Below are 23,387 nucleotides of genomic sequence, written 5' to 3'. Positions count from 1 at the left end.
GGGTCTGTCGGAGGGCGAAGCGGCTAGAGGCTGTCGGAAATGCCGAGCGCGCTGCGCATGGCGATGAACTTGGCGCGGGTCTCGGCGACCTCGTCATCGGGCTGCGAGGCGCCGACGATACCGGCCCCGGCAAAGAGCCGCGCGCGCTGGCCGTCGATGATCGCGCAGCGCAGCGTCACGTGCCAGGCGCCGTCGTTCTGCGCGTCGACCCAGCCCAGCGTTCCGGCATAGAAATCGCGCGCGAAGGGCTCGGCCTCGGTGATGGTCTCCAGCGCGGCAGCGAGCGGATGCCCGGCGACGGCGGGCGTCGGGTGGAGCAGGTGGACAAGGTCGAGGCAGGGCATGGCGTCATCGCGAAGGCGGCCTTCGATCCGCGTGCCCAAGTGCCACATGCTGGCGGTCTGTTCGAGACCGGGGCTGGCGGGAATGGCCAGATCGCGGCAGTGCGGGGCGAGCAGGTCGTGGATGTATTCCACCACCACGCGATGCTCGGTGAGATCCTTGCGTGAGGCGAGGAGTTGCTGGGCGGCGGCGCGATCCGCGGCCGGATCCGCCTGACGCCGGATCGAGCCGGCCAGCGGATGCGACGCGATACGCGGGCCGGTTTTGGACAGGAGCAGCTCCGGCGTCGCCCCCACGAGCCAGCGCGGCGGCGCACCGGCCCCCTGCGGCAGGGGAAAGGCATAGCTGGTCACCGCACGGTCGGCGGCGAGGCGCAGGGCGATCTGGACCGGATCGAGCGCGGCGTCTGTGCGGTAGTCGAGCGCGCGGGCGAGCACGACTTTCTCCAGAGCGTGCGGCGCCCGGCGGATCGTTGCCGCGGCGCGGGCCACGGCGGCCCCGTACTGCGCCGGATCGGGGAGACGGTCGAGCGTGCGGCCGGTGGTTGTCATCGCGCCCGACGGCGCGGCGGGCTGCGCGGGGGCGGTCTCGTAGAGATGGCCCGGCTCATTGCGCGCGAAGGGAAAGGCGCCGAAATGCCGGCCCGCCGCGGGCAGCGCGACGCGCGATGCATCCGCCAGAGGGGCCGTCACAACCGTCCGGACCCGCCCGTAATCATCGCCCAGAAGCAGCGGCGCGCCCGCAAGGCCCGTGTCGCGCGAAATCTGGAGCGGCTCTTGGTCTCTTTGGTGCACGGGTTCGGCCTCGGCTTGGGGGAGGGCAGGTGGTGTCGGGCGATGCCTCGAGGCCCCCCTGAACGGGAGGTCCGGAGGACATCTGCCAGCCGTTAAGCCAATAGTTGAGTGATTTAGTCAAGTCAATGCCGGGTCGCGCTCACGGCGCGGTGAGGCAGGCCGCCGCCCGACGCGATGTCCGGGCGGCGACGGCGGGGTCATGCCACGTGGGGGATGACCTCTTTGCCGTAGGTGTCGATGATGTTCTCCTCGTCCCCGTTGTCGAGGTAGATGTTGAACTGGGTCACCCCGGAGGCCTTGAGCTTTTCGAGCTTGGCGATGTGGTCATCGGGCGTGCCGAGCACGGCAAAACCGTCGATGATGTCATCGGTGATGAAGTCGAGGTAGGGATTGTCGCTCTGGCCGTGCTTGGAATAATCGTAGCCCTTGCGGTCCTTGATGTAGGCGGTGAGCGAATCCGGGATGTCGGCGCGCTCGGTGCCGTATTTCTCGACGATATCGGCGACGTGGTTACCGACCATGGCGGGGAACCAGCGGGTCGCCTCGCGGCAGGTTTCCATATCGCCGAAATAGGCGGGAGCGGCGGACATGATGCGATAGTTCGACATGTCGCGCCCGGCTTTCTCGCCCGCCTCGACGGCCTGATCGCCCAGCCATTTGCAGATCGCGGGCTCGGCGATCTGGAGGATCAGCCCGTCGCCCATGCGGCCCGCGCTGTCGAGCGCCTTGGGCCCGTAGGCCGCGACCCAGACAGGCAGCTCATAGCCCGTGGCCCAGGGAAACTGGATCGGGTTGGGCACATCGCCGTATTGCCGTTCCTCGCCGCGGATCAGCCCTTTGACCACATCGATGAAGGCATCCATGTTCTTGAGGAGCGCCGGTTTGCGCCCCATCACCCGGACCGCGCTGTCGCCCCGGCCGACGCCGATGTCGAAGCGCCCGTTCGACTGATGCGCGAGGCTGCCGAAGAGCGAGGCCGCGGCGGACCATTCGCGCGTGTTGGGGTTGGTCACGCAAGGCCCGAAGCGCATGGTCTTGGTGTGCTCCATGCACATCGCCATGGCCGGGTAGCTCTCGCGCCAGAGGATGTGGCTGTCGTAGAACCAGCAGTAGGAAAACCCGGCCTGTTCGGCCTGGGCGACGAGTTTGCGGGCGCGGTCGGGCTCGACGACGCCTTTGAATGTGATGCCAAATTCCATGGATGTCCTCCGGTTCTGTCAGTGGTCTGGTGCCCAGATGCGGATCCCCGCATGGGTGAAGGGCACGGCTTTCGAGATGTTGATGCGGATGAGGATCGACGTGAGCGCCTCGATGCAGCGCGCGGCCTCCGCGCCGCCCGCGTTGTAGGCGGTGACGCCGAGTTTGCTGACCAGCGCCATGACCTTCTTGCGGGCCTCAAGGCTGTTGCCGCAGACGAGCACGTCGCAGTTGATGTCCCACTCAAGCGTCCTGAGCGTCACCGCCGAGACGTTGTGCAGCGCGCCGATGACCGGGATTTCGGGGCCGAGGATCGCCTGCGCGGCCTCGGTCGCCGAGCCTTCGGGCGGCATGTCGACCTTTTTGGGATCATCGGCGGCGAGCGGCACGACGATATCGATGAGGATCTTGCCCGCGAGCTTGTCCTTGAGGGCCTCCAGCGTCGCGTTGTGGCCCGCCCACGGCACCGAGAGGATCACCATGTCTTCGGCCGCGGCGACCGCGCCGTCGGTGTCGTGGCCGCTGATCGCGGCGCTGCCCTCGGGCAGTTTGGCGGTAAGCTCGGCCGCGATCTCGGCCGCGCGGGCCGCATCGCGCGAGCCGATGGCCACGGGGACGCCCGCGCGCGCAAAGCGCAGCGCGAGCCCCTGACCTTGCGGGCCGGTGCCGCCCAGAATTGCGAGTGTCATCGAAACATATCCTCCTCGATTGGCCGCAGGATTTGCGCCGCGGCGGCGGATGGGTCCGGGGTCCAGTCGACCCCGCGGAAAAGCACGGCGGGCGTCTTGGCCGCCTTTTGCACCACAAGCCCGGAGGCGGCGGCGATCTCGTCGCAAAGCGCAGGTTCGGTCACCACGAGCGGCTTGCCCCAGGCATCGGTGTTGCCGATCTCGGAGGCCTTGGCCGGGACGAGATGCAGCCCGATGGCGACGTTGACCTGCCCCAGCCGCCAAGGGCGCCCGAACGTGTCGGTGATGACCACGCCGAGGGGCATGCCGAAACGCGCGGCGAGCGCCTCGCCAAGGCCCCGCGCGCTGGCGTCGGGGTCGTCGGGCAGGGTGATGACTGTGCCGGGATCGGCGTTGGATTCATCCACCGCGGCATTGGCGGAGATGAGCCCGAGCTTGTGTTCGCAGATCATCGTGCCGTGGGTCTGGGCCGGGCGTTTGAAGGCGCGGACGACCCGGCGGCTCTGGCGCAGCACGACCTCGACCTTCTCCGGCTCCTTGTTGAGCTCGGCCGCCAGCTCCAGCGCGCGGGGCGAGGGGGTCACATCGGCGAGCCGGATGACGCAGCCCTCGGCCTTGGAGACGATCTTGTGCGCAAGGCAGAGGATATCGCCGGGCGCAACGCCCCCCGCGGCCTCCAGCGCATCGCCGAGGATGGCGGCGAGATCGTCGCCCGGGGCGATGTCGGGGATGCCGGGCAGGGCGGTGAGGGTGACGCTCATGCGAAGCCTCGCAATTCGGGGGCCAGATGGGCCGCGCGGGTGAGATCGCGCACGGTGTCCACATCCTCGGCAAGGCTCGCCAGCGGCAGGATCACCGGGGTGAGCCCCGCGCTCTGGGCGGCCAAGGCATGGCGCTCGGCGGAGCGGGGGCCGTAGTGAAACGCAATGGCGCCGGGCGCGAGGCGCAGCGCATTGGTGCCGCCGTCCTTGGCCGGACAGATGAGGACGCTGCGCGGCGAGCGCGGGAAGGCGATGATGCGGCGGATATCCTCGGCGCGGGGGGCGGCGAGGTCAGCAGGCAGGACGCAGATCTGGGCGTAGCCCTCGTCGGCGGCGTGGCGGGCGGCGGCGTCCAGCGCGGCGTTGAGGCCGCGCCCGGGATCGGGGAGCGCCAGCGCGCCGGCCTTCCGCGCCTTGCTTGCGATCTCGGCCGAGGGCGTGACCACCGCGAGGCCGAAGCCAAGCTCCGCGCGCAGCTCCGACAGAAGGCTCAGGCTGCGCCCCAGAAGAACCCGCGCGATTTCCGCGCGCCGGGGCGGGGCAAGCACCGGGGAGAGCCGGGTCTTGGCCTGCGCCGGATCCTTGACCGGAACGATGACAAGCGTGTCGCGGCTCATGCCACCGGCTCCGGGCAGAGCGCGAGGATTTCGCCCGCGAGGCGGCGCTTGCCCGCGAGGTCTGTCATGAGCGTCGGGCGGATGACGGGCTCCGGCCCCGCGGCCCGGACGCCGCCCGCAAGCGCGGCGTCGGCCTCGTCAATGACCAAGCTGCCTGCCAGCCCGGCGTAGATCTCGGCAATGCCCACCGCATCGACCCGGTGGCCGAGCGCGGCCATCATCCGGTCCGCCGGGCCTTTGACCACGCGGCCCGCGATCAGCGGGGAGACGGCGACGACCGGTGCGGCGGCCTGTTTCACAGCCTCCGCGATGCCGGGAATGCCCAAGATGGGGCGGATGCTCACCAGCGGGTTCGACGGGGCGATGACGATAAGGTCCGCGCCGGCGAGGGCGGCGAGCGCTTCGGGCGTCGGGCGGGCGGCCTCGATCCCGTCATAGCGCAGGGCCTTGACCTCCGGCGCGCACTGCTGGCGCACGAAATAGTCCTGAAACCCGATCCAGCCCGCGTCGGTCTCTACCTTGGTCTGCACCCGGTCATCCGTCGGCAGGACGATCTCGGCCTCAACCCCGAACGCGCGGGCCACGTCCCGGGCGATCACGCTGGGCCGTTCGCCGCGCGCGCGCCGGGCGGTGCGGTGGATGTGGAGCCCGAAATCGCGGTCGCCGAGGAACATCCACGTGTCCTCGCCCAAGGTCTTCAGCACCTCCAGCGCGCGGCCCGCCTCGTCGGCGACGCCCCAGCCCTGATCGCGGTTGATGAGCCCGGCGAGCGTGTAGGTCACCGTGTCGATATCGGGCGAGACCCAGAGCCCGTGAAACGCCTCGTCATCGGCGACATTGCCGATCACCGTGAGCTCGACGTCCGCAAGGGCGGCAAAGCCCTCGGCCATCTTGGCCCCGCCGACGCCGCCGGCGAGAAGGGTCACGCGCCGCCGCCTCATGGGGCCGCGTCGCCGTCCGCGGCGGGGAACATCTTGAGGAAATCGAGCGGCGCCCCGGCCTGACGCGCCACCAGCGGAGCGAGTTCTTCGGGATCGTGATCGTCATAGACATCGACCACGCCGTAGACTGTGTTGCGCCGCATCGGCATGCGGCCCGCCGAGCGGATCAGCTCGCACAGCTCCCGAGGCGTGATCTCCTGCCCGTGTTTGGAGCCCGCCGCGCGGGAGATGCTCTCGTTCATCAGCGTGCCGCCAAGGTCATTGACCCCGCGCGACAGCATCTCGCGCGCCCGCTCCGCTCCGAGCTTGGTCCAGCTGACCTGAATGTTGTCGATATGCCCGTGCAGCATGATCCGCGAAACCGCGTGCATCAGGCTCACCTCATCCGCCGTTGGCCCCGGGCGGACCCGGTCGGGGGCCTCGGTGTAGAGCGGGCTTTCGGTGTGGACGAAACTGAGCGGCACAAGTTCGGTGAACCCGCCGGTCTTCTTCTGGATGTCGCGCAGCAGCGCGATATGCGCGGCCCAATGCTCCGGCCCGTCCACATGGCCATACATGATCGTGGCGGTGGTCGGGATGCCGACCTCATGGGCGGTGGTGATGATCTCGACCCAACGCTCGGCGCTGAGCTTGTTCTTGGTGAGCTGCTGGCGCACCTCTGTGTCGAGGATTTCCGCCGCCGTGCCGGGGATCGAGCCGAGGCCGCAGTCCTTCAGGTCCTGCAGGAAATCGCGGTAGGACATCTTCGATTTCGACGCGCCGTACCAGATTTCGAAGGGCGAGAAGGCGTGGATGTGCATGTCCGGCAGCGCGGCTTTGATCCCGAGGATCAGATCGCGGTAGTAGCTGCCGGGCAGCTTGGGGTGCAGCCCGCCCTGAATGCAGACCTCCGTCCCGCCACGGTCCCAGGCCTCCTGCGCCCGCGCGACGACCTGATCGACCGAGAGCCACTCCGCGCCGTCCTCATCCGTCCGCTTGGCGAAGCCGCAGAAGCGGCAGCCCATGTAGCAGATGTTGGTGAAGTTGATGTTGCGGTTGACGACGAAGCTCACCCGGTCGCCGTTGGCGCGCCAGCGCAGCGTGTCGGCAGTGGCGTAGACGGCTTCGGCATCGGCCCCCCGCGTGCGGAAGAGCGTAACGCCCTCGTCCTCGCGCACCTCGCGGCCGGCGAGCGCGCGGTTGAGGATGCGCCGGACCGGGGCGGTGGCCGCCTCCAGCCGGGCCTGAAGGGCTACCGTGCGGCGGCGGTCGAAGTCTGTGGCGTTGAGCTGCATGAGCCAACCTCCAGGCATTGGGCGCGGGCAAGGCCATCCTTGCGGGCCATGGTGTCGAGGCTGTCGTGCAGCCCCGCGTCGAGATAGGTGTCGCGCTCGGCGAGGAAGCGCGGGTAGACGGTGAGCCGTTCCTGAAGGCGGAAGCCGGCGCCCTCGCAGGAGGCAGCGAGGGCGCGGATTTCCGGCCACTCGTGCTGCGGGTTGATGAAATCGATGGTCACGGGCGAGATGCCGCCCCAGTCGTTGATCCCGGCCTGCAGGTAGTCGATATGCCGCGCGCTGAGGTTCGGCGGGGCCTGAAGGCTGATCTCGGGGGCGAGGATGATCCGCGCGGCGGCGATGGTGCGGAGCATGTCGTCCAGCGTGGGCTCCGGGTGATGCTCCATGGCGATGCCGGGCTTGCGCTGGAAGTTCTGGACGATGACTTCCTGAATATGGCCGTGGCGGGCATGGACGGCGTTGATCGCGTGGAGCGCCTCGATCCGTTCCTCCCATGTCTCGCCGATCCCGATCAGCAGGCCGGTTGTGAAGGGCACCTGCCGCTCGCCGGTCCGCTCCAGTGTGCGCAGCCGTTGCAGCGGCACCTTGTCGGGGCAGGCGTGATGGGCCGCGCCCTTGCGGGTGAGCCGCCGCGAGACCGTCTCGAGCATCATGCCCATGGAAGCCGCAACAGGGCGCAGGACCTCGATCTCGTCATCCGCGAGCGTGCCGGCGTTCACATGGGGCAGGAGCGTGGTTTCGCGCAGCACCAGCGCGCACATTTCGGCGAGATAGTCGGTCATGCGGCTATAGCCGAGCCGCGCCAGCCCCTCCCGCGCCGCGTCATAGCGCAGTTCGGGCTTCTCCCCGAGGCTGAAGAGCAGCTCCTTGCAGCCCTTCTCCTCGCCCCGTTTGGCCATGGCCAGAACCTGCTCGGGGGTGAGGATGTTGGCCTCGGGCGAGCTGGGGTGTTTGACGAAGGTGCAATAGCCGCAGGTATCGCGGCACATGTTGGTCAGCGGCACGAAGACCTTGCGCGAATAGGTGACCGTATCGCCCCACTGCGCGTCCCGGATCTCGCGCGCTCGGGCCATGAGCGAGGGCAGCGGCGCGCTGGCGGCAAAGGCGGCATCGGTGCCGGGGTCTGTGTCGATCGCTGTCATGGATCATTTGTGAGCCATGGTCTTCGAGCCGGTCAACAAATTTTTTTACCAAATGGTCAAATGGAGGCGAAAAGACGGGGGTAGCGCGCAAACGGTGAAAAAATGAACGGCCGCGCCGGGGGCGGGGCGCGAGAAACGGCAGATCGGGGATTGGGAAGGGGCGCGCGCCTAGTCGCTCAGCGCATCCGCCACCGCTTGCAAGAGCTCGGCCCGCGGGACCGGCTTCATCAGGCGCATATCCTCGGGCCGCAGCCCGTTGCCATGCACGCTCGCCTCCGAGGCATAACCGGACATGAAGATGAAGCGCGCCTCCGGTTTGGTCTCGCGGATGCGGCGGGCGAGGTGGGTGCCCTGCAACTGGCCGGGCATGACGATGTCGGTGACGATCAGGTCAAATTCCGGCTGGGTGCGGAAAATGTCGAAGGCGTTGTCGCCGTTCTTGGCGACCACCACCGAATAGCCCGCGGCTTCCAGCATCGACAGCAGCACCGTGCGCACGCTGTCCTCGTCCTCCACCAGCAGGATGCGCTTGCCATCCGCCGGCGCGTGGGGCGCCTCGGGTGCGGGCTCATCGCCGGCGGCGGCGCTGGCGTCGGTGGCGGGGAAATAGAGCTTGAAAGTCGTGCCGTGCCCGGGCTCGGTGTAAAGATGCACGGTGCCGTGCGACTGGCGCATGAACCCCTGCACCATCGAGAGCCCGACGCCGGAGCCGGAGCCGGGCGGTTTGGTGGTGTAGAACGGCTCGAAGATCCGGGCGGCGGTGGCCGGGTCGATGCCGCTGCCGGTGTCGCTCACCGCGAGCATGACGTAGCGGCCCGCGGCGATCTGCTCGCCGCGCGAATCCACATATTCCTGATCGATCCGCTGGTTGGAGGTCTCGATCGTCAGCCGCCCGTGGCCGTCCATCGCGTCGCGGGCGTTCAGGATGAGGTTGAGCAGCGCGCTCTCCAGCGACGTCGCATCGACCCGGACCGGCCAGAGCCCGGCCAGCAACGAGGTCTCGACCTCCACCGATTCCGGCAGCGCCCGGCCCATCCAGTTGCGCGCCTCGCGCACCACGACGTTGATGTCGAGCACCTCGGGCTCCAGCCGCGTGCGCCCGGCAAAGGCGAGCATGCTGCGGGTGAGCCCCGCGCCGCGCTGGCTGGCCTGGATGGCGGCGTCGATGAGCTCGTGATCGCCGGGATCCCGCACCTGATCGTGCAGCAGCTCCAGATTGCCGAGGATCACCGCGAGGATATTGTTGAAGTCATGCGCGATCCCGCCGGTGAGTTGCCCGAGCGCCTCGGTCTTCTGAAATTGCTGCGCCAGCTCTCCCTGCCGGCGGGCCTCGGCCTCGGCCTGGATCTCCTTGGTGATGTCGAGATAGATGCCGTTGACCAGATGACTGCCGTCGCCGCGCGGCGTGGCCTCCACCTGAAGCTCGACCGCCATCCGCTCGCCCGCCGCATCATACATCCAGGCCCGCGCGGAGGACCGTCCGCCCGCCGCGACGGACTCGTTCACCGCCGCGATCATCTGCACTTCCTCGCCCTCTTCGAAACAGGGCAGCAGGCGCATCGGATCTTCGAGCAACTCCTGCGGCCCGACGCCCCAGATCTCGGCGCATTTCGGGCTGATGAAGAGCATTTCGCCGGCCTTGCCATCCTGCCAGATGAGCTGAAAGATCACGCCGGGCAAGTTCTCGGCAATCGCCGCGAGTTGCCGCTGGCGCTCCGAGCCCTCTTCGCGCGCGGCGATCACATCGGAGACATCCATATGCAGCCCGATGATGTTGCGCTCTCCGTCGGGCGTGAGGCTTTCGAGCTTCCAGAAGGAGCGCATGTGGCGCAGCCGCCCGTCGGGGGAAAAGCTGCGGAACACCTGGCTGCCCTGGCTTGCGGTGCCGTTCACCTCATCCTGGATATAGGCGCGCATCTTGGCACGGTCTTCGGGGTGAACCTGGTTGTCCGAGAATCTCGTGGGTTGGAGCGCCTCGGTGTCGGTGCCGTAGAGCGCCGAGAAATTCTCATCGAAATCGACCCTCCCTTTCGCCCCGTCGTAGCGAAAGACGCCGATACCGCAGGTCTCGAAGATGAACTGAAGTTGGCGCAGCCGGGTTTCGTTTTCGCGGGCGATCGCGGCGAGCTGGGCGCTGGCGCGGATCACGAGGAAGGTCACGCTGACCCCGAGGCTGCCCAGTAACAGATAGGGCAGGAAGATGTCGTAGAGGGTTTGGGGGTTCTCGATAATCCCGAAGACCAGAATGAGCCCGATCGCAATGCAGGTGCTGAGCATGAAGGCCGCGACGGCTTTGGGTAACATCCGCCAGCACAGCCCCGGCCAATCCTCCGGGCGGCTCATCCGGCGCAGCAAGAGCCCCGAGATGGCCAGCAGCGTGGGGGCGAATGCGCCGACCGGGATCGGTATGCCATTGAAGTAATGGCGCAAGAGTGACGCGGCGGTGGCGACGATCACCGCGCTGACCGGCCCGCCAAGATAGGACGCGTAGAGCACGAGGCCTGTCGAGGTGCTCAGCACCGCCGCATTGCCCCATGACTGGGTAGACAGGGAAATCGCCGCGTGGGTGATGCTGAAGACAAGGCCGATGACCAGCCCGGTCAGGGGCGGGTTGCCCGCGAAGGTCATTTTGCTGAACACCGGGTAGAGCATCGCCCCGGCGAGCAACAGAGCGATCATGCTCTGCATGACAGACAGAAAAGTCGAACTGATCACGCCCCAACCTCACACATACTGGGAGCCGGGTCGACGACGGGTCATCTTTCGGGCGTGGCTCCGGTCAAGAAATCCCGTGGCTCGTCTTGCAGCAAACAGATGCGAGCTTTGCATGTCGAAGCGTAAAGGGAAAGCGCTTTGGGCAAGAGGACCGTACGCTGGGTAGGGCGCGGGGTGCGGCGGCGGTCGGCGCGGCGGTCGGCGCGGAGGGCGGGCAGGGGGCGGGCGGCGTGCCGGAGCGCATACGCCCGGAGGTTGACTTCGCGCCCGCGCTGTACACCCTATGCGGGATGTAACGAGTGACAAGTTGGGAGGTAGACGTGAGCAAGACCATCCTCATCACCGGCGCCACGGACGGCATCGGTCTGCGCACGGCCGAAAAGCTGGTGGCAGCGGGGCATCGCGTGCTATTGCATGGGCGGAGCGACGAGAAGCTTAGCGTGGCGGCGGAGCGGATCGGCGGCGCGACCGAGCGCTACCGCGCCGATCTTGCGCAGCCCGACGACGTCGCGGCCCTTGCCAGTGCGGTGCGCGCGGCGCATCGCCGGATCGATGCGCTGATCAACAATGCCGGCGTGCTCAAGGCCCCCGAGCCCCGCGCCGCGACCGGCCGGGATATCCGCTTCGAGGTCAACACGATCGCGCCCTACGCACTCACGCTGGCGCTTCTTCCGATCCTTCCGGCGCGCGCGCGCGTGGTCAATCTCTCCTCGGCGGCGCAAACGCCCGTCGATCCGCGCGCGCTGCGCGGCGAGATCGCTTTGGGCGACATGGCCGCCTATTCGCAGAGCAAACGCGCCCTGACCCTCTGGACCGTGGCACTCGCCCGCGCCCGTCCCGGCGGGCCGGTGTTCGTCGCCGTCAACCCCGGCTCGCTGCTTGCCACCAAGATGGTCAAGCAGGGCTTCGGCATTCCCGGCAACGATCTCGATATCGGCGCCGATATCCTCTGCCGCGCTGCCCTTTCGGAGGATTTCGACACCGCCTCGGGCCGCTACTATGACAACGACAGCGGCGGGTTCTCCGATCCAGGCGCCACCGATGCGGAAATCGCGGCGCTGATGACCGAAATGCGCGCGCTGGTCTGACGCCGCGTCCCCCGCCCGCGGGCCGGACCACCGCCTAAAGGACGACTTCGCCCGCCGCGCGATCCGTGCGACCCTGCTGCGGCCAAAAGGAGCCGGGGGCACATGGAGGACACCGCAATCGAGAGGATCGGACCGGAGGCCGCCGCCCTGAGCGCGCGGGCTCAAGAGATGCTGCGAGAGATGGAGGCCGGGCTCATCGGCCGCGCCGATCTTGTCGAGCGGCTGCTCATCGCGCGGCTTGCCGGCGGGCACGTGTTGATCGAAGGCGCGCCGGGGCTGGCCAAGACACGCGCGGTCCACCGGCTGGCCGAGGCGCTGCCGGGGCGGTTCGCGCGGATCCAGTGCACGCCGGATCTCATGCCGACCGACATCACCGGAACCGAGGTCTTCAAACCCGCCGAGGCGACGATGGATTTCCTCCCCGGCCCGGTCTTCAGCAGCCTGGTGCTCGTCGATGAGATCAACCGCGCGCCGCCCAAGGTGCAATCCGCGCTGCTCGAAGCCATGGCCGAGGAGCAGGTCACAGCCGGCGGCCAAAGCCGCGCGCTGCCGCCGGGCTTCATGGTCGTCGCGACGCAGAACTCGCTGGAACACGAAGGCACCTTTCCGCTGCCCGAGGCCCAGCTGGACCGGTTCCTGTTCCATGTGGACGTGGCCATGCCCGACGCGGAGACCGAGCGCGCGATCCTCGATCTGGTCGAGGGCGAGCGGACCGGCCAGCCCGCCCCGCACATCGGGCCGCTCAGCGCCGAGGCGCTGGAGCAGATGCGCGCGGCGGTCGGGGCGGTGCACCTGTCGCGCGCGCTCAAGCATTTCATCGTGAGCCTCGTGATGAGCACGCGGGAGGGCGGGGCGCTGGAGGGCCGGATCGAGCATCCCGTCTCCCCGCGCGGGACGCTCTCGCTCGCCGCCGCCGCGCGGGCCCGCGCCTTTCTCTCCGGGCGCGGCTTTGCCCTGCCCGAAGACGTGACCGCCCTTGCGCCCGACGTGCTGGCGCACCGGCTCGTGCCGACCTGGCGCGCCCGCGCCGAGGGCGACAGCGCCCGCCGCATCATCGCCGATGCGCTCGCTGCCGTCGCGCCGCTCTGAACATGGCCGCGCGGCAGGGGATCGATCTGACGGCCGAGGCGCTGATCGCGCTGCGCGGGGCGAGCGCGTCGCCCCTCGGCGCTCCCAACCCGGGCCGGAGCGGCGCGCGCTCTGGGCGCCGGCGCGGGCCCGGCTTTGACATCCACGACTTGCGCCCCTTCGTTTCGGGCGACGATCCGCGCCATATCGACCCCGGCGCCTCGGCCCGCAGCGGCCGGCTCCAACTGCGCACCTTTCTCGAAGAGGTGGACCACTCCGCGCTGCTCATCGCCGATTTCCGCGCGTCGATGCTCTGGGGCAGCCGCGCGCGCCTGCGCTCGGTGGCGGCGGCCGAAGCGCTCGCCGTTGTGGGCTGGCAGGTTGTGGGCGCGGGCGGGGCCGTGGGGCTCATGATCCTCCGGGATGGCGGCCCGGAGTTTCACCCGCCCAGAGCGCGCGACGCGGCCATGCTGCGGGTCGCCGCCGCGCTGGACGCCGCCCATCGCGCGGCGCTGAACGACGCGCCGCCACAAGAGCCGCTCACCCTCGACCGTGCCATGCACGGCGCCGCGCGCCTTATCCGTCCGGGCACGACCGTGATCCTCGCCACGGGGCTGGACGATCCGGGACGGGGGCTGGAGCCCGCGCTCGGCCGGCTGGCGCGCCGCGCCGATCTGATGCTTCTGGCGGTTACCGATCCGCTTCAAGCCGACCCGCCGGCGCTGGATCTGCCCTTCGCCGATCCCGGCGGCCGCGTGCTCTGGGGCCGTCTGCCCGCCGCGCGGCCCGGCGGCGCGGACCTCTTCGACCGAATCGGCGCCCAGGTCGTTGACGTCCGGACCGACCAGCCGTTTCACCTCCCCAAGGGGGGCACGATGCGGGCGCCGGAGCCGGCCCGATGACCCCGGAGGAGCTCGTCGAGGCCCTCGCGCCGATCCGACTGCCGCCGGAGGTCGCGCGGTTCGGCCCGATGGATGCGCTGATCGCCTTTGCGCTCGGCCTGCTGCTGGCTCTCCTGCTGCGTGCGGTTCTGCCGTCCCTGACCGCGCGCAAGGCCTCGCCGGAGGCGCAGGCCCGCCGCGCGCTCGCCGCGGCCTCGCAGCTCCCCGCTGACGAGCGCCTGTTCCGCCTCGCACACCTCCTCCGCCAACTGGACCCCGACGACCAAATCCCGCGCCCCGCCGGCCTCTCGGCCCAGCTCTACGACCCGGCACACGCCCCGGACACCGCCCCGTTGGAAGCGGCCATCCTCGCCGCCGCCCGCCGCAAGGAGCGCGGCGCATGAGCCTTGAGCACCCGCTGATCCTCGGCCTTCTGCTGCTTCCGCTGTTCGCCCGCCGCCTCCTGCCGCCGGTCGCGGCACCCACCGGCGCGCTGCACGTGCCGCCCGCCATCGCGGCTGGGCTCCGTCCCGGGCGCGCCGCGCGCCACCGCTCGCGCCTGCTCCAGCTCCTCGGCTGGCTGGTCTGGGCCTGCCTGCTGCTCGCGCTCGCCGGCCCGCGCGCGATGGAAACCCACGATCTGCGCCTCGCCTCGGGCCGCGACATCATCCTCGCGCTTGACCTCTCGGGCTCGATGGAGACCGAGGATTTCGACCTCGACGGCCAGCGCGTCTCGCGGCTCGACGCGGTGAAACAGGTCGCCGCGGGCTTCATCGAAGGCCGCGAGGGCGACCGCGTCGGGCTCGTCGTTTTCGGCGATCGCGCTTTCGTCGCGGCCCCGCTCACCCACGATACCGCCTCGGTCGCGCGCGCCGTCCTCGGGGCGACGATCGGGATTTCGGGCAAGTCCACCGCGATCAGCGATGGACTCGGCCTTGCGCTCCGGCGGCTGCGCGGCTCCGAGGCGACCAGCCGGGTTGTCATCCTGCTCTCCGACGGGGTCGACACCACCGGGACCGTCGCGCCGCGCGATGTGGCCACGATGGCGCAGGAGCTCGGCATCCGCGTCCACACCATCGCCCTCGGGCCCGACGATCTGGAGAGCCGACCAGCGGCGCGCGACGCGGTCGACGCGGCCACCCTGCGCGAGGTCGCCGAGCTCAGCGGCGGCGAGATGTTTCGCGTGCGCGGTATGGACGCCTTGCGGCAGGTCACGCGCGCGATCGACGCGCTGGAGCCGAGCCCGGCCTCCGCCCCGCCGCTTCAGGTCTGGCGCGACTACTGGACCTGGCCCGCGGGCGCCGCGCTGGCGCTCTCGCTGCTGGCGCTTGGGCTGACGCGGCGGGGGGCGCAATGACCGGGCTGGAGGGTCTGGTGCTGCTGCGGCCCGAATGGCTCGCCGCGCTGCCGCTCGTCGCGCTTCTGGCGTGGCTGGCCATGCGCGGGCGGCGGGCGCTCTCGGGTTGGGGCGCGGTGATCGCGCCGGAGTTCCTGCGGTTTCTGGAGGGGCGTGGGCAGGTCCTGCGGCCGCGCGGCCTTGGGATCGCTTTGCCCTTCGCGGCGGTCGCGGGGCTTGCCGCGCTGGCGCTCACCGGCCCCGCCACGCGACAGCACGACGCCCCCGCGCTGCGCAATCTCGACGTGGTCTTCCTGCTCGTCGATCTGTCGCGTTCGATGACCGAAGGCGGAAGTCTGGACGACGTCAAGGCCGCGGCGGCGCAGCTACTGGGCGAGGTCGGAACGCGGCCCGTCGCCCTCGGGCTCTATGGCTCCGAGGCCTACCTCGTGAGCCCGCCCACAAGCGATCCGGCCCTGCTCGCGCCAACCCTGGCGGTTCTGGACGGCGAGACGCTGCCGGGCGCGGGCAGCCGGACGGACCGGGCGCTTGCGCTCGCGCAAGAGGTGCTCGGCGCGGCGAACGCACAGGCGGGGGATGTGATCGTCCTCACCGACGGGGCGGGGCTCGGCCCGGAGGCCACGCATCTGGCGCGCGCCCTCGACGCCGGGGGCACGCGGGTCTCCGCGGTTTACATCGCGCCCAGAGCCGCGCCCTACGGAATGCCCGGGCCGGATCGCGCGGCGCTGCTGGCGCTCACCGAGGCGGGGGGCGGACGGCTCGCCGATGCCGAGGACAGCGCGGCGCTCTCGCGGCTCATCCGGGGCGGCGGGCGGCCGGCGGCGAGCGGGGCTGCGGCCTCGCTCCTCTTTGCCGATCATGGCCGCTGGCTTCTCTGGCCCGCGCTCCTGCCCGCCTTGATGCTCTTCCGCCGGAGGGCGCGCGGATGAGCCGCCGGGTCTCCCTTGTCCTCGCCGCCCTCGCGCTGGCCGTCATCACGCTCTTCGGCAGCCCGACGCTGGCGCGTCTCGCCTGGCTCGCGGGGATGCCCCGCGCTGTGCTGCTGCTGAGCGACGACGCGGGCCTGCGCGGCGCGGCGCTCTACCGGCTCGGCCGCTATGCCGAGGCCGACGCGCTCTTTGCCAGCGTGCCGCGCGGGGCGACCTACAACCGCGCCGCGAGCCTCGCCGCCACCGGCGCCCATGCGCTTTCGGTCGCCTATTACGACGCGGTGCTCTTCGCGGATCGCTGGGATGGCGAGGCGCGGGCCAACCGTGCGGTCGTGCAGCGGCTTGTCCCGCCGGTGATCGGCGAGGCGAGGGGCCATGGGCGGATCGGGGTGATCGTCGCCGAAGCGGGGACCGAGGTCGCCGCCTTCGACACCGAGGACCCGGACGCGCCGACCGTCATCTCCGGCGTCAACCACCGCCGCCCGGTCGATGCCCAGGCCGTGCGCGCCGATGCGGGCTGGCTCGACGCGCTCGAAGACGCGCCGGGCACCTATCTCCAACGCCGGATCGCGGCCGAATATGACGCGCGCGTTGAGGCGGGCGTCTCGCACCCGCCGGAGCCGGTGCCATGGTGAGAGTGCTCGCCCTGTGGCTCGCCCTTCTGGCCGCCCCCGCGCTGGCCCAGACGCCCTTGCCCGCAGAGGCGGCGCGGCTGGAGCTGATCCTCGATCCGGTAGAGGGCCCGCTGCGCGAGGGGCAGATGCTGCTTGCGACCCTGCGCGGCGAGTATCGGGTGCGCATCGCGCTCGAAGATCTGCCGATCCCCCACAGCGCCGATTTCGACTGGATTCAGCTAGCCCGCGACGACTGGACGCTTGAACAGGTGGACGGCCTGCCGACGCAGGTCATGCGCCGCCGCCTCGCGCTCTTTCCGCAATCGGCCGGGGCGCTGTCCTTCCCCGCGCTCACCCATCAGCTGACGATATTCACACCGGACGGCGGGCGGAGCACGCACCCGGTCACCTCCGCCCCTGTCACGATCCAGGTGAGCCCGGCGCTTGGCGAGCCGTGGTGGCCGGTCCGCGCGGTGGAGTTTTCCGAAAGCTGGAGCCGCGATCCGGCGGGCCTGCCGCTGGGGGAGACGGTCCGGCGGCGCGTCATCCTGCGCGCGCTCGGCGCGACCGACCAGATGATGCCGCCGCAGCCCGCGCTCCGGGCGCCTTGGCTCATTTCCTTCTCACGCCCGCCCGAGCGCAGCACCGAGCTTACGCCCGCGGGCCCGGTCACGACGGTGGTCTGGGAATGGTCACTGCGGCCCAAGACCGGGGAGCGCGGCGTGCTGCCGGCGATCCGCATCCCCTACTACGACACGGGCGCGCAGCGCGCGGGTGAGGTCGTCCTGCCCGCCGTGCCGCTGGCCTATGCCGCCGCAGCGGGGGAGGGGGCGCAAGAGCCGTGGCGCGCGGCGTTTACCGGCTGGGCCTACCCGCTGGCGGGCGGGGCCGCGGGGCTGGTTGCGGGGGCTGTCCTGCCGATGCTGCTCTTTGGCCGAAACCGGCGGCTCAAGTCCCGGGCGGAGCTTCGAGCCCAGCTCGCGCGCCTCCTGCCGGACCCGGCCAAACGGCGACTGTCCCGGGCCGCGCGGCGCGGGGACGGGCACGCCCTCCGCTGGGCCGCGCGGTCCCTGGCGCAGGAGATGCCGCCGGGCCGCCGTGACCGGGTCCTGGCTGAAATCGACGCGCTGGACCGGGCACTTTTCGCCGAAGAGCCCGGCCCGAAACCCGACCTCCGCCGCCTTGCCCGCAAGCTCAGAAAGCTCTGAGCCTGAGGGTCGCGCGATGCCGGTCAGGCCACGACCGCGAGGTGGTCTTGGCGGCAGCGCATGAGCGGCTGGATCTTCTCGGCGAAGATGTCGATCCCGGTGTCGTAGTCGTCAAACGACAGCATGATCCCGCGCGTGCCGGGCACCGCGGCCATTTCGTCGAGCATCCGCGCCACGGTCTCATAGCTGCCGATCAACGCGCCGGTGTTCATGTTCACCGCCCCCTCGGGCAAATTGATGCGCTTGGCCGAGGCAGTCTCATCGGCGCCCGCATCCCGCCCCGACTGGTCGGCCATCCATTCCACCGCCGCGACATCCACGTTGTCGGCATAGTACTGCCACTTCTTCTCGGCGAGCGCGTCGGTCTCGTCGGCGATCACCATCACCAGCACATAGGCCCCCACGTCCCGCCCCGATGCGGCCTTGGCCTCGGCGAGCCGCTGGTTGGAGGCGGCGAAGGCGGTGGGCGTGTTGAGGCCGGTGCAGAAGGTGAAGGCATAATCGGCGTGTTCGGCGGCAAAGCGCAGCCCGCGCGGGCTCTGGCCCGCGGCGACGATGTCGATCTTGCCCTCGGGCCGGGGCGAGAGCTTGCAGTTTTCAAGCTGGTAGTGGTCGCCCTTAAAATTGGACAGGCCGGTCGACCAGAGTTCGCGCATCACATCGACGTATTCGCTGGCCATGTCATAGCGGTAGCCGAAATACTCATCGCCCGGCCACATGCCCATCTGGTGGTATTCCGCCGGTTGCCAGCCGGTCACGATATTGACCCCGAACCGCCCCGGCGCGACGCTGTCGCAGGTGGCGGCCATGCGCGCGACGAGCGGCGGCGGCATCAAGATCGTGGCGGCCGAGCCGAAGAGCTTGATCCGATCGGTGGCGCCGAGAAGTGCCGAGCATAGCGTGAAGCCTTCGAGGCACCCCTCCCAGAATTGGGTTTCGCCACCGAAGCCGGAAAACTTGATCATGGCGAGCCCGAAATCCATGCCGCAGGCTTCCATTTTCTTTACGATCTCAAGATGATGGCGATAGCTTGGGTCGAACTGCGGGCCGGCCTTGGAGATCAGATACCCGTTGCGCCCGTTGGGCAGGAAAACACCGATGTCCATGAGGGAGATCCTTGCTGGGGGGTCAGGCGAAGAAGACGCCGCCGTTGACGTGGATTGTCTGACCGTTGACGAAGCTGGAAGCGCTTGAGAGCAGCGCCACGGCGACGTCGGCGACCTCCGAGGGCGCGCCCAAGCGGCCCGCGAGCGAGCCGGCGACGAGGGTCTGGAGCTGCTCTTCGGTGTAGCCGCCGCGCGGCTGGGCGGTGTCGATCACGCCCGGCGCGATGGCGTTGACGCGGATGCCCAAGGGGGCGAGCTCGATCGCCATGTTCTTGGTCAGGGAATTGATCCCGCCCTTGGAGGCGGCGTAATGCGCGGAGTTCTCCCAGCCCTGACACGCCAGCGAGGACATGCTGACGATGGCGGCGTTTTTCGCGCCGGTGGCTTTGACGTGCCGCGCGAAGGCCTGCGACATGAAGGCCGTGCCCTTGAGGTTGATCCCGAGCGTGGTGTCCCAGGTCTCTTCGGTGAGTTCGAGGAAGGGCTGGCGCGGGTAGACCCCGGCGTTGTTGCACAGCGTGTCGAGCCCGCCGAGCGCCTCGGCGGCAGTGGAGACGATATCGCTTATGCTGTCGATGACGGAGACGTCGCCCTGAACGAGCACGGCGGTGCGGCCGAGTGCTTCGATCTTGTCCGCGAGGACGCGGGTGGCGGCTTCGTCGTCGAGATAGTTGAGCGCCACATCGGCGCCGGCGTTGGCGCCGGCAAGCGCCACCGCGGCGCCGATACCCTGCTGGGCGCCGGTCACGAGGAGTTTGTGTCCGCTGAGATCCATGGTCTTTTTCCTTGTCGTGCTTGAAGAATGAGATCCGGGCGCGCCGGGTCAGAGCATCACGTGCCCGCCGTTCATGTTGAGCGAGGCGCCGGTGTAGAAAGCGCCCTCGGGCGAGGCCAGAAGCAGTGCCGAGCCGGCGACCTCCGCCACCGTGCCGAGCCGCCCGAGCGGCAGTTCAGAGACGATCGCGCCGACCACCTCTTGCGGGAGGGAGGCCACGAGCGGCGTGTCGATCGGGCCGGGGTTGAGGGTGTTGGCGGTGATCCCGTCGGGGGCGACCTCGTAGGCGAGCGCCTTGGTGAAGCCCATGACCCCCGCCTTGGCCGCGCAATAGGGCACCATGCCCGGCGCGCCGCGGTGGCCGAGCTGGGACGAGAGGTTGATCACCCGGCCCCAGCCCATGTCCCGCATCGCGGGCAGGCAAGCTTGCGTGACGAGGAAAGTCCCGGTGAGGTGGACCGCGAGCATCCGGTTCCAGAGCGCGAGATCGACCTCTTCGAGCGGCGCGATCACGTCGATCCCGGCGCAGTTGACCACGATCCCGGCTGGCCCGAGCGCGCCGGCGAGGGTTGTGGTGGCCTCTGTCACCGCCTCGGCGTCACTCACGTCACAGGACGCGTAGGCCCAGTGCCCGCCGGTGGCGTTGAGCTCGGATGCGGCCGTGTCCGGCATATTCGGGGCGAGATCGAGTACGCCGACCTTGGCGCCTTCGCGGGCGAAGAGCGTGGCGATGGCCAGCCCGATCCCGCTTGCGCCGCCGGTGATGAGGGCGGTGCGCCCATCGAGTTTGCGCGTCATGTTGTGGCTCCATTGTAGATGGGATCGGTGGGCAGGCCCCGGGCCAGCATCGCGTCCGAGAGGGCGCGAAACTCGGCGAACTGGTCGGCGCCGGTGGTGACGTTGGCGGCGACGGTCTCGTGGCGGATGCAATGCACCAGATGGCCCGGCGCGGGATACTCCGACATCGGTTTCGCCGCCCGGCAGGCGGGCTCCACGAAAGGACAGCGCGAGGCGAGGGGGCACCCGGGCGGCAGATCGACCGGCGAGGGGATTTCGCCCTCCAGCTTGAGCCGCTCGGGCGCCTTGAGGCCGGGATGCGGCAGCAGCACCGAGGCCATGAGCCCGACCGAGTAGGGGTGGCGCGGATTGGCGAAGACATCGCGCGCCGGGCCGTTTTCCATCACCGAGCCGAGGTAGAGCACGGCGATGCGGTCCGAGAGGGCGCGCACGGTCGAGAGGTCATGCGAGATGAAGAGATAGGCGGTTTCCATCTCGCGCTGGAGCCGCATCAGCAGGTCGACGATCTCGGCCCGTGAGGTCGGATCGAGCGCAGAGGTCGGCTCGTCGAGGACGACCAGATCGGGCCGGGACATGATCGCCCGCCCGACGGCGGCGCGTTGCAGCATTCCCGGCGAGAGGTCCGACGGCAAGGCGCGGGCCGCGCTCTCGGGCATCCCGATCAGCTGCAGCACCTCGCCCAGGCGGCGGGCGCGGTCATGGGCATTCACGCGCAGGTATTTGAGCGGCTCCATCATCGCAAGGCCCACCGCCTCGCGCGGGTTGAAGCTTTCGGCCGGTTCCTGAAACACGAACTGGATGCGCCCGCGCACGTCGCGCGAGCGGATGTCGCGTTTGCCGCCCATCCGCATCCCGTCGAAGACGATCGCGCCGGATGTGACGTCGAGAAGGCCCACCACGGCGCGGCCCACCGTGGTCTTGCCCGAGCCGCTTTCGCCCACCAGCGAAACGGTCTCGCCCCGTTCGATTTCCAGTGTCACGCCGTTGAGCGCCTGCACCACCTTGGACGAGCCGGAGATGGGGAAATGCTTGACCACGTCCTGAACCGAGAGCAGCGCCATGTTTCAGCCCTCCACCGGAAAGTGGCAGCGCACGCGGCGGCCAGCGCCGGTCGGGCGCAGGGCGGGCGCCTCGGCGAAGCAGCGCGGCTGGCGGCGCACGCAGCGGCCCGCGAAGCGGCAGGCGGGGCGCGCACCGGCGTCAAGCGGCGGGGCGGACCATCCGTCGCGCAGGGCGGCGGAATGGGCAAAGGCGGCCATGAGCAGGATGGAGTAGGGATGCTGCGGGCGATCGAAGAAGGCGGCGGTCGGCGCCTCTTCCACCACCTCGCCCTTGTAGAGGATCACGAGCCGGTCGCAGTAGTGCGCGGTGAGTGCAATGTCGCGGGTGATGAAGAGCGCGGCGACGCCCTTGTCCTCGACCAGCGCTTTGAGCAACTCCAGCACCTGAAGTTGCACCGTCACGTCGAGCGCGGAGGTCGCGTCGTCGGAGATCACCAGACCGGGATCGCAGGCCAGCGCGATGGCGATCACCACCCGCTGCGCCATCCCGCCCGAGAGCTCATGCGGCCAGGCGTCCATGCGCCGCTCCGGGTCCGGGATCGACACCGCGCGCAGCATCTCAAGCGCCCGGGCGCGCGCAGCCTCTCGGCCCAGCCCGAGATGATGGCGGATCACGTTGGTGATCTGTTGGCCCACGGTCAGGACCGGGTTGAGCTCCTTGCGCGGGTTGGAGACGATCATCGCGATGTCGCGGCCGGGGCGCACGGGGCTCTGATCCTCGCCGATGTCCGCGATGGGCTGGCCGTTGTAGCGCATCTCGCCCGCCGCGAGTGCGCCGCCGCCTGGGATCGCCCCCATGACCGCGCGGGCCAGCAGGGTCTTGCCCGCCCCGGTCTCCCCCACGAGCCCAACCATTTCGCCCGGCGCAATGGAGAGGTCGACGCCCGTGAGGACGGCCTCCGGTGCGCCGTCGCGGCGCGGGTAGGTGACGGTCATGCCGCGCAGGTCGATCACCGGGGCGGCGGCCTCGCTTTGTGCGGTGAGGGGGGAGGGGCTGAGTTTCATGCTGGCTCCGGGTGTCATCCGCGCGTCCGCGGATCGAGGGCGAAGTAGAGCAGGTCGACGATCAGGTAGACGACGAGCGAGAGGATCGCGGCGAAGATCACGAAGCCGAGCACCGGGTTGATGTCGGCATTGAGCACCCCCGCGACCGCGTATTGCCCCGCGCCGCCCCAGCCGAAGACGATCTCGACCAGCACGGCGCCGCCGATGAGGAAGCTGAAGAGGATCGAGACGATGGTGATGATGTTGGGCAGCGAGGCGCGGATCGCTTGCCGCCGCACGGTCCGGCGCGGCAGGCCCGACATCCGGGCATAGGCCATGTAATCGGAGGCCAGCGCGCGATCCATGGTCGACTGGGTGATCTTGAGGATCGGCCCGGCGTTGACGAGGCCGAGCGTCGCCACGGGCAGGATGAGCTGCGCGAGGGCGGATGTGAACACGTCGAACCGGCGTTGGAGCAGGCTGTCGATCAGGATCGAGCCGGTGATCGGCTGGGGCGGGATCAGCATGATCGAATAGCGCCCGAGCGGGGCGGGCACCCATTGCAGGATCGAGTAGAAGACGAAGATCAGCACCAGCGCCAACCAGAAGTCTGGGATCGCCCCGGCCAGAAGCCCGTAGTAATCGGCGATTTTTCGGATCGGGCCGGACTTGCGCATCGAGGAGGCGACCCCAAGCGGGATGCCGATGGCGAGCGCCAGCAGCAGCGACAGGATCACCAGCTCCAGCGTCGCCGGGAAGCGTTCCAGCAGGTCCGACAGCACGGGTTTGGCCGTCTGCCAGGACATGCCGAGATCGCCCTGCACCACGTTGCCGAGATAGATCAGGAACTGGGTCATCACCGGCTTGTCGAGCCCCATCTCGGCGCGCAGGCGCAGGACGGCCTCCTCGGTGGCGTTGGGGCCGAGCATCAGCACCGCCGGGTCACCGGGGATGAGCTTGATCATGAAAAAGCTGATGAAGAGGATGCCCAGAAGCTGGGGGATCACGAAAAGCAGGCGTTTGCCGATGTAGCGGGCGATCTGCAT

At 69.6% G+C, this 23,387-nt stretch carries 23 protein-coding genes; 8 read left to right on the top strand and 15 right to left on the bottom strand.

Features of this window, described 5'->3' with window-relative positions; genetic code table 11:
* Positions 1–23 precede the first annotated feature (23 nt).
* From BM353_RS11125 to BM353_RS11085, 9 genes are all read right to left on the bottom strand, one after another.
* Positions 24–1,136 carry an isochorismate synthase gene (locus BM353_RS11125; protein WP_092080844.1) on the bottom strand — a complete coding sequence of 371 codons (1,113 nt, stop codon included), beginning with the start codon at positions 1,134–1,136 and terminating at the stop codon, positions 24–26.
* A gap of 197 nt (positions 1,137–1,333) precedes the next feature.
* Positions 1,334–2,335 (bottom strand): TIGR03842 family LLM class F420-dependent oxidoreductase, encoded by a 1,002-nt coding sequence (locus BM353_RS11120; protein WP_092080841.1) that lies wholly within the window; start codon positions 2,333–2,335, stop codon positions 1,334–1,336.
* Positions 2,336–2,353: 18 nt separating this feature from the next.
* On the bottom strand, positions 2,354–3,022 hold the full coding sequence (gene npdG, locus BM353_RS11115; protein ID WP_092080838.1) for an NADPH-dependent F420 reductase: 669 nt from the start codon (positions 3,020–3,022) through the stop codon (positions 2,354–2,356).
* Positions 3,019–3,783 (bottom strand): coenzyme F420-0:L-glutamate ligase, encoded by a 765-nt coding sequence (cofE, locus tag BM353_RS11110; protein WP_092080835.1) that lies wholly within the window; start codon positions 3,781–3,783, stop codon positions 3,019–3,021. The genes npdG and cofE overlap by 4 nt, the downstream gene beginning before the upstream one ends.
* Positions 3,780–4,400 carry a 2-phospho-L-lactate guanylyltransferase gene (gene cofC, locus BM353_RS11105; protein WP_092080832.1) on the bottom strand — a complete coding sequence of 207 codons (621 nt, stop codon included), beginning with the start codon at positions 4,398–4,400 and terminating at the stop codon, positions 3,780–3,782. Before cofC ends, cofE begins: the two co-directional genes overlap by 4 nt.
* Positions 4,397–5,326: a 2-phospho-L-lactate transferase gene (gene cofD, locus BM353_RS11100; protein WP_245759629.1), complete on the bottom strand. Its 930-nt coding sequence runs from the start codon at positions 5,324–5,326 to the stop codon at positions 4,397–4,399. Before cofD ends, cofC begins: the two co-directional genes overlap by 4 nt.
* 11 nt (positions 5,327–5,337) lie before the next feature.
* Complete coding sequence (cofH, locus tag BM353_RS11095) at positions 5,338–6,615, bottom strand: 5-amino-6-(D-ribitylamino)uracil--L-tyrosine 4-hydroxyphenyl transferase CofH (RefSeq protein ID WP_092080826.1); 1,278 nt, start codon at positions 6,613–6,615, stop codon at positions 5,338–5,340.
* Complete coding sequence (gene cofG, locus BM353_RS11090) at positions 6,573–7,757, bottom strand: 7,8-didemethyl-8-hydroxy-5-deazariboflavin synthase CofG (protein ID WP_092080823.1); 1,185 nt, start codon at positions 7,755–7,757, stop codon at positions 6,573–6,575. Before cofG ends, cofH begins: the two co-directional genes overlap by 43 nt.
* Positions 7,758–7,925: 168 nt before the next feature.
* Complete coding sequence (locus BM353_RS11085) at positions 7,926–10,436, bottom strand: ATP-binding protein (RefSeq protein ID WP_177220541.1); 2,511 nt, start codon at positions 10,434–10,436, stop codon at positions 7,926–7,928.
* A gap of 356 nt (positions 10,437–10,792) precedes the next feature.
* Between BM353_RS11085 and BM353_RS11075 the strand changes: the two genes are divergently transcribed.
* From BM353_RS11075 to BM353_RS11040, 8 genes are all read left to right on the top strand, one after another.
* Complete coding sequence (locus tag BM353_RS11075) at positions 10,793–11,560, top strand: SDR family NAD(P)-dependent oxidoreductase (RefSeq protein ID WP_092080816.1); 768 nt, start codon at positions 10,793–10,795, stop codon at positions 11,558–11,560.
* Positions 11,561–11,728: 168 nt separating this feature from the next.
* Complete coding sequence (locus tag BM353_RS11070; RefSeq protein WP_218155480.1) at positions 11,729–12,649, top strand: AAA family ATPase; 921 nt, start codon at positions 11,729–11,731, stop codon at positions 12,647–12,649.
* Between the two features lie 2 nt (positions 12,650–12,651).
* The gene (locus tag BM353_RS11065) at positions 12,652–13,530 is read left to right on the top strand and encodes a DUF58 domain-containing protein (protein ID WP_092080810.1); all 879 of its coding nucleotides are present in this window, start codon (positions 12,652–12,654) and stop codon (positions 13,528–13,530) included.
* The gene (locus BM353_RS11060; RefSeq protein ID WP_092080807.1) at positions 13,527–13,913 is read left to right on the top strand and encodes a hypothetical protein; all 387 of its coding nucleotides are present in this window, start codon (positions 13,527–13,529) and stop codon (positions 13,911–13,913) included. The genes BM353_RS11065 and BM353_RS11060 overlap by 4 nt, the downstream gene beginning before the upstream one ends.
* The gene (locus BM353_RS11055) at positions 13,910–14,866 is read left to right on the top strand and encodes a VWA domain-containing protein (RefSeq protein ID WP_092080804.1); all 957 of its coding nucleotides are present in this window, start codon (positions 13,910–13,912) and stop codon (positions 14,864–14,866) included. The genes BM353_RS11060 and BM353_RS11055 overlap by 4 nt, the downstream gene beginning before the upstream one ends.
* Entirely contained in the window at positions 14,863–15,795 is a 933-nt protein-coding gene (locus tag BM353_RS11050; protein ID WP_092080802.1) for a vWA domain-containing protein, read from the top strand. The genes BM353_RS11055 and BM353_RS11050 overlap by 4 nt, the downstream gene beginning before the upstream one ends.
* Positions 15,792–16,430, top strand: coding sequence for a hypothetical protein (locus tag BM353_RS11045; RefSeq protein WP_092080799.1), 639 nt, complete (start codon positions 15,792–15,794; stop codon positions 16,428–16,430). Before BM353_RS11050 ends, BM353_RS11045 begins: the two co-directional genes overlap by 4 nt.
* A complete protein-coding gene (locus BM353_RS11040) occupies positions 16,424–17,617 on the top strand; it encodes a BatD family protein (RefSeq protein ID WP_092080796.1) in 1,194 nt (397 codons plus the stop codon). Before BM353_RS11045 ends, BM353_RS11040 begins: the two co-directional genes overlap by 7 nt.
* A gap of 23 nt (positions 17,618–17,640) precedes the next feature.
* Here the strand turns inward: BM353_RS11040 and rutA are convergent, their stop codons facing one another.
* Genes rutA through BM353_RS11010 form a run of 6 tightly spaced genes read right to left on the bottom strand, consistent with a single transcriptional unit; the run spans position 17,641 to position 23,387 of the window.
* On the bottom strand, positions 17,641–18,723 hold the full coding sequence (gene rutA / locus BM353_RS11035) for a pyrimidine utilization protein A (RefSeq protein WP_092080793.1): 1,083 nt from the start codon (positions 18,721–18,723) through the stop codon (positions 17,641–17,643).
* A 22-nt stretch (positions 18,724–18,745) separates the two neighbouring features.
* On the bottom strand, positions 18,746–19,498 hold the full coding sequence (locus tag BM353_RS11030; protein ID WP_092080790.1) for an SDR family NAD(P)-dependent oxidoreductase: 753 nt from the start codon (positions 19,496–19,498) through the stop codon (positions 18,746–18,748).
* A gap of 48 nt (positions 19,499–19,546) precedes the next feature.
* A complete protein-coding gene (locus tag BM353_RS11025) occupies positions 19,547–20,296 on the bottom strand; it encodes an SDR family NAD(P)-dependent oxidoreductase (RefSeq protein WP_092080787.1) in 750 nt (249 codons plus the stop codon).
* The gene (locus tag BM353_RS11020; protein WP_092080784.1) at positions 20,293–21,357 is read right to left on the bottom strand and encodes an ABC transporter ATP-binding protein; all 1,065 of its coding nucleotides are present in this window, start codon (positions 21,355–21,357) and stop codon (positions 20,293–20,295) included. The genes BM353_RS11025 and BM353_RS11020 overlap by 4 nt, the downstream gene beginning before the upstream one ends.
* A gap of 3 nt (positions 21,358–21,360) precedes the next feature.
* A complete protein-coding gene (locus BM353_RS11015; RefSeq protein WP_177220540.1) occupies positions 21,361–22,362 on the bottom strand; it encodes an ABC transporter ATP-binding protein in 1,002 nt (333 codons plus the stop codon).
* A 14-nt stretch (positions 22,363–22,376) separates the two neighbouring features.
* The gene (locus tag BM353_RS11010; protein ID WP_092080779.1) at positions 22,377–23,387 is read right to left on the bottom strand and encodes an ABC transporter permease; all 1,011 of its coding nucleotides are present in this window, start codon (positions 23,385–23,387) and stop codon (positions 22,377–22,379) included.

The sequence above is a fragment of the Poseidonocella sedimentorum genome (assembly GCF_900116005.1).
In the GTDB taxonomy this organism is placed as follows: domain Bacteria; phylum Pseudomonadota; class Alphaproteobacteria; order Rhodobacterales; family Rhodobacteraceae; genus Poseidonocella; species Poseidonocella sedimentorum.
The sequence above is the reverse complement of the archived record's forward strand: the minus strand, read 5'-3'. Positions and strand labels throughout refer to the sequence as shown.

What these genes read in the sequence shown, in the direction of transcription:
- BM353_RS11120 (WP_092080841.1), bottom strand. Translation starts at nt 2,335, where the DNA reads ATGGAATTTGGCATCACATTCAAAGGCGTCGTCGAGCCCGACCGCGCC.
- npdG (WP_092080838.1), bottom strand. Translation starts at nt 3,022, where the DNA reads ATGACACTCGCAATTCTGGGCGGCACCGGCCCGCAAGGTCAGGGGCTC.
- cofE (WP_092080835.1), bottom strand. Translation starts at nt 3,783, where the DNA reads ATGAGCGTCACCCTCACCGCCCTGCCCGGCATCCCCGACATCGCCCCG.
- cofC (WP_092080832.1), bottom strand. Translation starts at nt 4,400, where the DNA reads ATGAGCCGCGACACGCTTGTCATCGTTCCGGTCAAGGATCCGGCGCAG.
- cofH (WP_092080826.1), bottom strand. Translation starts at nt 6,615, where the DNA reads ATGCAGCTCAACGCCACAGACTTCGACCGCCGCCGCACGGTAGCCCTT.
- cofG (WP_092080823.1), bottom strand. Translation starts at nt 7,757, where the DNA reads ATGACAGCGATCGACACAGACCCCGGCACCGATGCCGCCTTTGCCGCC.
- BM353_RS11085 (WP_177220541.1), bottom strand. Translation starts at nt 10,436, where the DNA reads ATGATCGCTCTGTTGCTCGCCGGGGCGATGCTCTACCCGGTGTTCAGC.
- BM353_RS11070 (WP_218155480.1), top strand. Translation starts at nt 11,729, where the DNA reads ATGCTGCGAGAGATGGAGGCCGGGCTCATCGGCCGCGCCGATCTTGTC.
- BM353_RS11065 (WP_092080810.1), top strand. Translation starts at nt 12,652, where the DNA reads ATGGCCGCGCGGCAGGGGATCGATCTGACGGCCGAGGCGCTGATCGCG.
- BM353_RS11060 (WP_092080807.1), top strand. Translation starts at nt 13,527, where the DNA reads ATGACCCCGGAGGAGCTCGTCGAGGCCCTCGCGCCGATCCGACTGCCG.
- BM353_RS11055 (WP_092080804.1), top strand. Translation starts at nt 13,910, where the DNA reads ATGAGCCTTGAGCACCCGCTGATCCTCGGCCTTCTGCTGCTTCCGCTG.
- BM353_RS11050 (WP_092080802.1), top strand. Translation starts at nt 14,863, where the DNA reads ATGACCGGGCTGGAGGGTCTGGTGCTGCTGCGGCCCGAATGGCTCGCC.
- BM353_RS11045 (WP_092080799.1), top strand. Translation starts at nt 15,792, where the DNA reads ATGAGCCGCCGGGTCTCCCTTGTCCTCGCCGCCCTCGCGCTGGCCGTC.
- BM353_RS11040 (WP_092080796.1), top strand. Translation starts at nt 16,424, where the DNA reads ATGGTGAGAGTGCTCGCCCTGTGGCTCGCCCTTCTGGCCGCCCCCGCG.
- rutA (WP_092080793.1), bottom strand. Translation starts at nt 18,723, where the DNA reads ATGGACATCGGTGTTTTCCTGCCCAACGGGCGCAACGGGTATCTGATC.
- BM353_RS11030 (WP_092080790.1), bottom strand. Translation starts at nt 19,498, where the DNA reads ATGGATCTCAGCGGACACAAACTCCTCGTGACCGGCGCCCAGCAGGGT.
- BM353_RS11025 (WP_092080787.1), bottom strand. Translation starts at nt 20,296, where the DNA reads ATGACGCGCAAACTCGATGGGCGCACCGCCCTCATCACCGGCGGCGCA.
- BM353_RS11020 (WP_092080784.1), bottom strand. Translation starts at nt 21,357, where the DNA reads ATGGCGCTGCTCTCGGTTCAGGACGTGGTCAAGCATTTCCCCATCTCC.
- BM353_RS11015 (WP_177220540.1), bottom strand. Translation starts at nt 22,362, where the DNA reads ATGAAACTCAGCCCCTCCCCCCTCACCGCACAAAGCGAGGCCGCCGCC.
- BM353_RS11010 (WP_092080779.1), bottom strand. Translation starts at nt 23,387, where the DNA reads ATGCAGATCGCCCGCTACATCGGCAAACGCCTGCTTTTCGTGATCCCC.